The 3,315-nt window shown below is 39.2% G+C and carries 2 protein-coding genes and 1 pseudogene; 2 read left to right on the top strand and 1 reads right to left on the bottom strand.

The genetic code is table 11. The features are described 5' to 3' along the window. Positions 1 to 124 precede the first annotated feature (124 nt). Positions 125 to 607 (bottom strand): annotated as a pseudogene (locus tag KSO91_RS16570) (IS30 family transposase); the annotation flags it as partial. Positions 608 to 746: 139 nt separating this feature from the next. Here KSO91_RS16570 and KSO91_RS16575 point away from each other — a divergent pair. Continuing rightward, positions 747 to 890: a hypothetical protein gene (locus KSO91_RS16575; RefSeq protein WP_238744132.1), complete on the top strand. Its 144-nt coding sequence runs from the start codon at positions 747 to 749 to the stop codon at positions 888 to 890. A 133-nt stretch (positions 891 to 1,023) separates the two neighbouring features. Next, a partial coding sequence (locus KSO91_RS16580) for an ankyrin repeat domain-containing protein (RefSeq protein WP_238744133.1) occupies positions 1,024 to 3,315 on the top strand: 2,292 nt, incomplete at its 3' end.

Raw genomic sequence — 3,315 nt, forward strand, 5'->3', positions numbered from 1 at the left:
TAATAGTAAAGCTCAATGATAGGCCAAGAAAGAAAATAAATTACAAAACACCAGCCAAATTAATGGCTGAATACATGGCAGCTATAGCTGCGTAGCGGTTATGCACTTCAGAGTTGAATCTGCCAGGCCGTTCATCAATACTTATGCGGTTCTTAATAAATCCTCTACCGGCTTGTTTATCCTTACTGCGTGATTGATAAACCTTTCCTTTTCTACGTAAGTCTTTGAATAATTGACCACCACAACGCTTGTCAGACCAAATATGCTGATAAATGGTTTCATAGCTAATACTGATGCATTGCTCTTCACTAAGCCATCCAGATATTTGCTCTGGACTCCATTTTTCTTTGATTTTCGAGTCGATTAACTCAATGATTCTTGTTGTCATTTTAATGGCTTTACAAGCCGTTAATCGGCGCTTGTCGGCTGTATTTTGAGCTTGTTTAATACGATAGCCACACTTACCTGTATTACGGGAGAATTCCCTGCTAATGGTTGATTGGCTAACATTTAGTTGTTCTGCTATTTTATTTTGACTCATACCTGTTTTCTTTAAGGCATAAATCTGGCATCGTTGTTCATAGGTCAGTTGTTTATATGTTTTCATTGTTGCATCTCTTGCCGGAGAAAAAGCGATTAGCATATATTCAGCTGACCGTTTTTTCTACCTATTCAAGTTATGCACTTATTATTTGAATCCAAGCCTTGTTAAATTATGTGTGTTCAAACAACAAGGAGAAATGAACATGTCTAAACCTAAATCAGCACCAATGACACCATCGGCAGCAGCACGCATTCAAGGCGGACAAGCCAAAGCTAATGGAGGTCAGGTAGCTAAAGGAAGTTTCGCGGCAAGAGCGCAAGCGGCAGCTGCGAAAAATAGTAAATAAAAGTAAGTATGATGGGCAGAGTGCCCATCATACTTTTTATACCATATATAAAATTTACAAAGACGCACATAAATTATGCCTATCAGTTAATAAAGATGAATAGGTTATTTCATGAAGAGTATTAATATTCAATATGACTAGTAAAACAATCACCACCCCCTATTACTCAGCTCAATACTTGCTTCGCGAATTTGCCAAAGGCTTGGGAACTAAGAGCTTGGCTGGGAAGAAAATCGATGATGCATGTAAGAACGCTGAAATTAACCCATACTTACTAGACTCACTAAAAAAGGTATTAATTCATGAGCCTCTAAGTAAGTATGTCAACATTTACTTTGCTGATCATATTTTAAAGCAATTTAATAAAATTACAGATAGTTATTTCCAGCTGATAAAAACCGTACCTCTAGATGGTGTAAATGCTGAAATATCAAGGCAGTTTATAGACCAATTTTTTATGACATTTGCTATAGCGGAAATATGCTCGGATACGCTAAATGGAATGAAGCTATCAACACGATATATAGCCAGGAGTGATAGACCACTAATTTCAATTGTCCTGGAAAAACTGGACGACTCAACAGAGTGGCAACAATTTGTTATCAATAGCTCAGATTATCAAAAAGATCGATTACGTATCTGGTCTTTAGAAGCAAATGCAGAGTTGCCAGACCTTACCAGCATTGCTTCTCTGGGAGAGCAATGGCAAAGAGGCAATAGCTGGGGGACAATTAAGGCTCGCTTGATTACGGCAAGACTATGGGGCTACTTTTTCCATCGAAGTGGGTATACTGATATTGCTATGTTGGTAGAGAAGTCACCAGAAGAATGTTTGGTGGCGCTAGTAGAAAACTTGTTTAAGCTTCTTCACAAGGGAACCATTAAATATCAAGCTACAACGCCATTAGCTATGAACTTGTTTGAGTTACTTTCTCTAAGAACCCCGAAAAAAGTAGATGCTCAGAATCAATGCTTAGCTTTGCTAAAAGAGCTTAAAAAACAGCAGGTACAGCTTGATGTTAATCATGAGACCACATACTACTATCACTGGATGAGAGCTCGTTATCACTTGCACTCAGGAAAGTTAACCGAAGCTATTGAAGACTACAAGCTTGCGTTTGAACAGGTCATCTATAGACAAGGTGAAAATGCTGAGAAAATAATTATCGAAGCCATCGTAGTCGCCTGTCGAGTTCCCAAACCAGCCAAAAGTTTTATCAATCGACTTCGGCGAATGGCGGTGGTTATGAAAATCGACTTTATGCCGCCAAACTTAAATAATGACGCTTTCAAGGTTAAACCCCAAGATATCGACAATTGGGAGATATCTGCATTTAGTCAGTATTTTGATGCGTTTTTTACTAGGGAGTCATTTTTTATTGGGAGTATTTATCCTGAAAACCTACATTCTAATTGTGGCATTTGGATGGTAGATGAAGCTAGTCATGAATTAAACATTAAAAAACCAAACAAGCTTTTATCGGTGGGTATGAATGGTGGGCTCATCAAGAAAATGCCTCAACTCGTTTACTTTGCCATGCAGGATGATAATAAGGCAGTTTCTGCCTTAATAAGTGCAGGGGCCGATATTAATAAACTTTCTTCGAGTAGTGAGTCTGCTATTTTGATGGCAATACAATCAATGCAGGTTAATTTGACGCCATTGAACTCTATGAGCGATGAAGCATTCTATTTATTAAGCCAAAAGCCTCATCGGAAAAGCGTGCTGGATGCGCTAACAGACAAGAGAAAGCTATCAGCTCTTGGATGTGCCGTTCAAACAGGCAGACCAGACATAGTGCAGAAAGTACTTGAAATGGGAGCTTCTGTAGATGGAAGGCACGATATCATTGGTGAGACACCACTTTATACCGCAATAGGACTTATTGCCCACCATACAAGACCTCAAGTGAACTCGGTTCACTGGGAACGGATGAAGTACTCAGAGGTGAGTCTGCAGTCCATCCGAGCTCATGCGGCTGGATTGTTTCCTCATGATATTCAGCACTTAAAACGGGTGATGTTAGAGCAGGATAGCAATCCTTTGTTTCGTAATACGACTGAGGCATGTAAAGAATATGAAAGAAAAAATATTACGAAATATTCAACAGCCGAGGATTTTAGGAAAATTGCCAAAATATTGATTCAACATAGCGCAGATCCTAATGCTAAACACGATACCGCAATGCTTGGTTATACGCCATTGATGTTAGCAGCTGAGTTAGATGAAGTGGAATTAATAGAGGCTATGCTGGATTCAAAGCATCATCAGGTTAATTTTGCGGATACTTGCGTAGATGTGAGCTTACGGCTGCATAGTTTGACTTGGGCGGTTAGCCCAATTCAGTCTTTTTTGGAAAGCAAGTCAGCCGTTACTCACTATTTTCTAGATAATTCCATGGCAGGTAATTTTCTGGGTTGGCTT

The organism is Psychromonas antarctica, assembly GCF_022267535.1.
In the GTDB taxonomy this organism is placed as follows: domain Bacteria; phylum Pseudomonadota; class Gammaproteobacteria; order Enterobacterales; family Psychromonadaceae; genus Psychromonas; species Psychromonas antarctica.